The sequence below is a fragment of the uncultured Cardiobacterium sp. genome, assembly GCF_938028185.1.
In the GTDB taxonomy this organism is placed as follows: domain Bacteria; phylum Pseudomonadota; class Gammaproteobacteria; order Cardiobacteriales; family Cardiobacteriaceae; genus Cardiobacterium.
In genome coordinates this window covers 1-6,937 of the sequence record NZ_CALJAH010000027.1, presented here as the reverse complement: position 1 = coordinate 6,937, position 6,937 = coordinate 1, and the positions used below count along the sequence as shown (strand labels likewise).

Genomic DNA, 6,937 nt, shown 5'->3' with positions numbered 1-6,937 from the left:
TATAATTTCCATACCATCTTTGCCCCACCTTGGTGGGGCTTTCTTTATGAGGAGACCCGTATGCGTTATGAACCCGTGATTGGCCTGGAGTTGCATATTCAACTGGCGACTGAAAGCAAGTTGTTTTCGTCGTCTTCGGCGGCTTTTGGTGCCGAGCCCAACACCCATGTGAATGAAATTGACCTGGGCTATCCGGGCGTGTTGCCGGTGCTCAATGCGCAGGCGGTGCATTTTGCGACGCTGTTTGGTCTGGCGATTGGCGCGGAGATCAACCCGCACGCCTTTTTCATGCGCAAGAATTATTTTTATCCTGACCTGCCCAAGGGTTATCAAATCAGCCAACTGGATGATTCGATTATTCGCGGCGGCAAAATCGTGGTGGAAACGGCCGATGGCTCGCGGGAAATCCGCATCAACCGTGGCCAACTGGAGGAGGACGCAGGCAAATCGGTACACGATGCCTTTTCTGATCGCACCGGTATTGACCTCAACCGCGCTGGCGTGCCGCTGATTGAGCTGGTTTCCGAACCGGATATGCGCTCTGCCGCCGAAGCGGTCGCCTATATGCGGCAATTGCACCATCTGGTGCGCTATCTCGGCATCAGCGACGGCAATATGCAGGAAGGCTCATTTCGCTGCGACGCCAATGTTTCCATCCGCGAGAAGGGCAGCGACGTGCTAAACCCGCGCGTTGAGCTGAAAAATATCAACTCGTTCCGTTTCGTCGAGCAGGCGATTAACCTCGAAATCGAGCGGCAGAGCGACATCATGGAAAGCGGCGGCACGGTTGAGCAGGAAACCCGCCTGTTTGACCCCGACCGCATGGAAACCCGCACCATGCGCAGCAAGGAAGAAGCCAACGATTATCGCTATTTCCCCGACCCCGACCTGCTGCCGCTTGACCTCTCGCCCGCGTGGATAGCGGAAATCCGCAACACCCTGCCGGAACTGCCGCAGGCGCGCGCCGCCCGTTACCAGCAAGCCTACGGGCTCGATCATGATGCGACACAATTCATCCTGCAAACGCGCGAAATGGCCGACTACTACGACGCGCTGACCGCCGCCTGTGGCGACGGCAAGCTGGCGGCGAACTGGCTGCAAGGCGAATTTGCCCGCCTGTACAACGAGTTCGGTGGCGGTGTGCAAGACATCCCGCTTTCCGCCGAGCGCTTCGCCGGACTGCTGCTGCGCATCAAGGACAACACCATCTCTGCTGCCGTCGGCAAAAAACTGCTGCCGCAACTGTGGGAAAGCAATGAGACTGCCGACGCGCTCATTGCTGCACAAGGCCTGCAACAGGTAAATGACGACAGCCAAATTGCCGCCTGGGTCGATGAAGTCATCGCCGCGCACCCGCAGCAAGTCGCCGCCTATCGCGACGGGCAGACGAAAATGCTCGGTTTCCTCACCGGCCAGGTGCTGAAACGCTCGCAGGGGCAGGCCAACCCGAAAACGGTGAACGCGCTGCTGCAAGAAAAACTCGCCCCGTAACCCCCCGCGCGGCGTATAATCCGCGCCCGTCACGCCGCACGATGCGGCGTTCTTTATGCCCAAAAAATCCCAACCACAGACAAGGTGAACCGTGAGTGATATCCATGATGTAAAAAAAATCCGCAACATAGCCATCGTCGCCCACGTCGACCACGGCAAAACGACGCTGGTCGATCAACTCTTCCGCCAATCCGACACCCTGGCCGAACGCGCCGAAGTCTATGAGCGGATGATGGATTCGATGGACCTGGAGCGCGAACGCGGCATCACCATCATGGCGAAAAACACCGCAATCCGTTGGAAAGACTACCAAATCAACATTGTTGACACCCCCGGACACGCCGACTTTGGCGGCGAAGTCGAGCGCGTCCTCTCCATGGTGGACAGCGTACTCCTGCTGGTTGACGCGATGGACGGGCCGATGCCGCAAACCCGCTTCGTCACCCAAAAAGCCTTTGACATGGGACTGCACCCCATCGTCGTCATCAACAAAATCGATCGTCCCGGCGCGCGCGCCGACTGGGTGCTGAACGAAACCTTCGACCTCTTCGACCGCCTCGGCGCCACCGACGAACAACTCGACTTCCCCATCGTCTACGCCTCCGGCCTGAACGGCTACGCGGGCGACAACCCCGACATCCGCAGTGGCGACATGACCCCGCTCTTTGAAGCCATCGTCGCCCACGTCCCGCCGCCCGCCGTGGATCGCGAGGCGCCGTTCCGAATGCAAATCTCCTCGCTTGACTACTCCAGCTACACCGGCGTCATCGGCATCGGCCGCGTTGAGCGCGGTAGCATCAGCAGCAACACCCCGGTAAAAATTATTGGCCGCGACGGCGCGGTGCGCAGTGGCCGCGTCCTGCAAATCTTCAAATTCCTGGGGCTGGAAAAAGTCGAAGTCGATAGCGCCGCCGCCGGCGACATCATCTCCTTTACCGGCATCGACCCGCTCTACATCTCCGACACCCTCTGCGACCCGAACCACGTCGAAGCGCTGCCGAGCCTCTCCGTCGATGAACCGACGATGAGCATGACCTTCCAGGTGAACAACTCCCCCTTCGCCGGGCGCGAAGGCAAATACGTCACCAGCCGCCAAATCAAGGAGCGCCTTGACCGCGAACTCATCCACAACGTCGCCTTGCGCGTCGAAGAAATGGACGACCCGGACAAATTCAAAGTCAGCGGGCGCGGCGAACTGCACCTCTCCGTCCTCATCGAAACCATGCGGCGCGAAGGCTACGAACTCGGCGTGTCGCGCCCGGAAGTCATCTACAAAGAAGTCGATGGCGAAACCCACGAGCCCTACGAATTTGTCGTGCTTGACCTCGACGAACAGCATCAGGGCGCGGTGATGGAGCGCATGGGCGAGCGCAAAGGCGAACTGCGCAACATGGTGCCGGACGGCAAAGGCCGCATCCGCCTCGAATACCTCATCCCGACGCGCGGCCTCATTGGCTTCCAGACCGAATTCATGACGCTGACCTCCGGTTCGGGCCTGAAATTCCAGACCTTTGACCACTACGCACCGAAAAAAGAAGGCCTCGGCAAAACACGGCACAACGGCGTCCTCGTCTCGATGGCGACCGGCAAGGCGCTCGCTTACGCGCTCTTCAACCTGCAAGACCGGGGCCGCCTCTTCATCGGTCACGGCGACGAAGTCTATGAAGGCATGGTGATTGGCATCCACAGCCGCGACAACGACCTCACCGTCAACCCGCTCAAAGCCAAACAACTGACCAACATCCGCGCCGCCGGCAGCGACGAAAACCTCATCCTCCCCCCGCCGATTCGCAACACGCTGGAGCAGGCGCTGGAATTTATTGACGATGACGAACTGGTCGAAGTCACGCCCAAATCCATCCGCATCCGCAAAAAATACCTGACGGAAAACGAGCGGAAAAAGGCGAAAAAATAACTGATGAAAAGCACGATGGCGGGGCGAAAACCCCGCCATTTTTATAACGTGGTGGAGGGCAGGGGGCATTCTCTGATACCCCCCTGCGAACTGGGCAAACACCAGCGCGCGCAGTATCCTGTCGGCCTCATTTCTACCGGAGACCGCCATGAACCCGACCCTCATTCCCGCGCAAATACCCGCCGCCATCGCCACCCGTCTGCAACAAATCGGCGCCGTCATCGAAACCGCCGAAACCGGCGCGATGTACGCACCGCTGCAACCGCGCGAACCCTATGCCAATGTCCACGTTCTGCGCGACGCGAACTACGGCGACGACCCGCGCCACCGCCTGGACGTCTTCACCCCGCAAACCGCAGACGCCGCTCCGCGCCCCGTCTTCCTCTTCATACACGGCGGCGGCTTCGTCAGGGGTGACAAACGCAACGGCGACAGCCCCTTTTACGACAACCTCATGCTGTGGGCGGTCGCCAACGGCCTGGTCAGCGTCAACATGACCTACCGTCTCGCGCCCGCCCATCCCTGGCCGGCCGCGCAACAGGACATCGCAGCCGCCTTGCGCTGGATACAGACGAACATCGCCAGCCGTGGCGGCGAACCGCAGCGCATCATCCTTGCCGGACACTCGGCGGGCGCGGCACACGTCGCACAATACCTCGCCCACCCGGCGCTACGCCTGAGCGACGACGGCGTGCGCGGCGCCATCCTCGTCTCCGGCATCTACGACACCGTGCGCGCCGAACCCAACGAATACCTGCACGCCTACTTTGGCGACGACCCGACACAACTCGCCGCCCGCTCCGCCCTGCCGGGACTGCTACAGGCGGGCGTCCCGCTGCTCATCGTCAGCGCCGAACAAGATCCGCCCGACTTCCAGCGACAGGCGGCATTACCGGGACTGCCGCATTACCAGTTGGCGGGACACAGCCACATATCCGAAATCTTCGCGGTGGGGAGCGGCGATCACGCGCTGGGCGATTTGATGCGGGATTTTGTCGCGCAACACGTCTGAAGGCGGCATGACGTGCGTCTTCATCACGTCCCAATCCCCATCTGGAGTACTCATGCCCCACGACCTGCCCCGCTTCTGGCGCCGCCGCACCTTCACCAGCTATTTGCTGTTGCCGCTCTCGGCGCTGTTCGCCCTCGCGACCGCCTGCCGCCGCGCCCTTTACCGCGCGGGCATCCTGCGACAATACCGCGCGCCCGTACCCGTCCTCATCGTCGGCAACATCAGCGTCGGCGGCAACGGCAAAACGCCGCTGGTGCAGGCGCTCGCCCGCGCCTTCCAGGCGGAAGGCATCGCCGTTGGCATCATCAGCCGCGGTTACGGCGGCACGGCGCGGGAGGCAACCGACGTCGCCATTTGCGCGGACGCCGCCATCGTTGGCGACGAACCGCTGATGCTTTGGCACAGCACCGGCGTGCCGGTAGTGGTCGCGCGTAAGCGTGCTGAAGCAGCGCAAAAACTGCTGCGCGATTACCCCGCCACCCGTCTCATCCTCGCCGACGACGGCCTGCAACACTACGCACTCGCCCGCGACGCGGAAATCGCCGTTATCGCCGCCGATTTCGGCCTCGGCAACGGCTGGCTCATGCCCGCCGGGCCATTGCGCGAAAGTGCCGCCCGTCTGAAGCGCGTTGATGCGGTAGTGCATAGTGGGGCAGGGCAGGGCAGGACGGGGCAAGGCAGGGCAGGCGGGTATGTCCTGCAATACGCCAGCGACGGCGTACGCCCGCTGGGCGGCGGCGTCTTGCAACCGCTTGCGCGCCTGAATGACCGCCCGCTGTACGCGCTGACCGCCATCGCCCGCCCGGAGCGCTTCTTCAACAGCCTGCGCGCGCAGGGTGCAGAACTCGCCGCGACGCGCAGTCTGCCCGACCACGCTGCGATACCCGCTGACGCCGCCGCGTTTGCCGAAGACGGCTGGCTCATCATCAGCGGCAAAGATGCGGTGAAAACCGCTGCCTGGCCGGAGACACTCAAGGCGCGCACCTTCGTCGCCGATTATCGCGCCGTGTTGCCGCCAGAATTATTGCCCGCGTTGCGACGCAAGTTGGGGGTGTGAACACGCCCCGCGCCCAAGCCCCGCCGTGCATTCTGCTAAAATACGCCGCCACTGAAAATCAGGAGGCTCACACCATGCGTATCATCGAAGAAGCACTGACGTTTGACGACGTCCTGCTCGTCCCCGACTATTCCGACGTCCTCCCGCGCGACGTCGATCTCTCCGTGCCGCTGGCGCGCGACATCCGGCTCAACATCCCCCTCTTTGCCGCCGCGATGGACACCGTCTCCGAAGCGCGCCTTGCCATCGCCCTCGCCCAACTCGGCGGCATCGCCATCATTCACAAAAACATGACGCCGGAACAACAGGCGAACGAGGTGCGCAAGGTCAAGCGCTTTGAATCCGGCGTCATCCGCGACCCGCTCACCACCACGCCGGACACCACCGTCGGCGCAGTGCGCGAAACCACCCAGGAGCACAAATTCTCCGGCCTGCCGGTCATCGAAAACGGCAAAGTGGTCGGCATCGTCACTCGCCGCGACCTGCGCTACGTTGAAGACGACGTTCCCGTACGCGAAGTAATGACGCCGCAAGAGCGCCTTGTGACCGCCAAAGAAAACGCCAGCACCGAAGAAATCAAAGGCCTGCTGCACAAACACCGCATCGAAAAAGTACTGCTGGTTGATGACGCCTTCCGCCTGAAAGGCCTCGTCACCGTCAAAGATTTGCGCAGCGCGCGCGATTACCCGCAGGCGTGTAAGGACGAAAACGAAAGCCTGCGCGTTGGCGCTGCCATCGGCACCGGCGGCGACAGCGAGCGCCGCATCGAACTCCTCACCGCCGCCGGGGTGGACATCATCGTCGTCGATACCGCACACGGCCATTCCAAAGGCGTGCTCGACCGCGTGCGCGACCTGCGCCGCCAGCATCCCGGACTGGTCATCGTCGGCGGCAACATCGCCACCGCCGACGCCGCCATCGCGCTGGCAGACGCGGGCGCGGACGTGGTCAAAGTCGGCATCGGCCCCGGCTCCATCTGTACCACCCGCATCGTCGCCGGTGTCGGCGTGCCGCAAATCTCGGCGGTGAGCAACGTCGCCCAAGCGATGAAAGGCCGCCCGGTTTCCGTTATCGCCGACGGCGGTCTGCGCTACTCCGGCGACATCGCCAAAGCCATCGCCGCCGGGGCGCACGCGGTGATGGTCGGCGGCCTGCTTGCCGGCACCGAAGAATCGCCCGGCGAAGTCGAACTCTACCAGGGGCGCTCCTACAAGGCCTATCGCGGCATGGGCTCGCTCGGCGCGATGAGCGCGGGTTCCGCCGACCGCTACTTCCAGGGCGGACAAAAAGCAGAAAAATTCGTGCCGGAAGGCATCGAAGGCCGCGTGCCGTACAAAGGCGCGGTCGCGGGCGTCATCGAACAACTGATGGGCGGGCTGCGCTCCAGCATGGGCTACACCGGCTGCCGCAACCTCGCGGAAATGCGGGAAAAACCGCGCTTCGTCCGCATCAGCAACGCCGG

General features: G+C 62.5%; 5 protein-coding genes. All 5 read left to right on the top strand.

Annotation, left to right across the window (positions count from 1 at the left end; translation table 11 throughout):
* The first annotated feature begins 60 nt into the window (after positions 1 to 60).
* Positions 61 to 1,491 (top strand): Asp-tRNA(Asn)/Glu-tRNA(Gln) amidotransferase subunit GatB, encoded by a 1,431-nt coding sequence (gene gatB / locus Q0349_RS00980; RefSeq protein WP_298078902.1) that lies wholly within the window; start codon positions 61 to 63, stop codon positions 1,489 to 1,491.
* A gap of 91 nt (positions 1,492 to 1,582) precedes the next feature.
* Positions 1,583 to 3,406, top strand: coding sequence for a translational GTPase TypA (gene typA, locus Q0349_RS00975; RefSeq protein ID WP_298078901.1), 1,824 nt, complete (start codon positions 1,583 to 1,585; stop codon positions 3,404 to 3,406).
* 148 nt (positions 3,407 to 3,554) lie between these two features.
* Positions 3,555 to 4,418, top strand: a complete 864-nt coding sequence (locus Q0349_RS00970) for an alpha/beta hydrolase (RefSeq protein ID WP_298078900.1) — start codon at positions 3,555 to 3,557, stop codon at positions 4,416 to 4,418.
* 52 nt (positions 4,419 to 4,470) lie between these two features.
* Complete coding sequence (gene lpxK, locus Q0349_RS00965) at positions 4,471 to 5,475, top strand: tetraacyldisaccharide 4'-kinase (protein ID WP_298078899.1); 1,005 nt, start codon at positions 4,471 to 4,473, stop codon at positions 5,473 to 5,475.
* A 74-nt stretch (positions 5,476 to 5,549) separates the two neighbouring features.
* Positions 5,550 to 6,937 (top strand): IMP dehydrogenase (guaB, locus tag Q0349_RS00960; protein WP_298078898.1); only part of this gene is annotated, 1,388 nt, incomplete at its 3' end.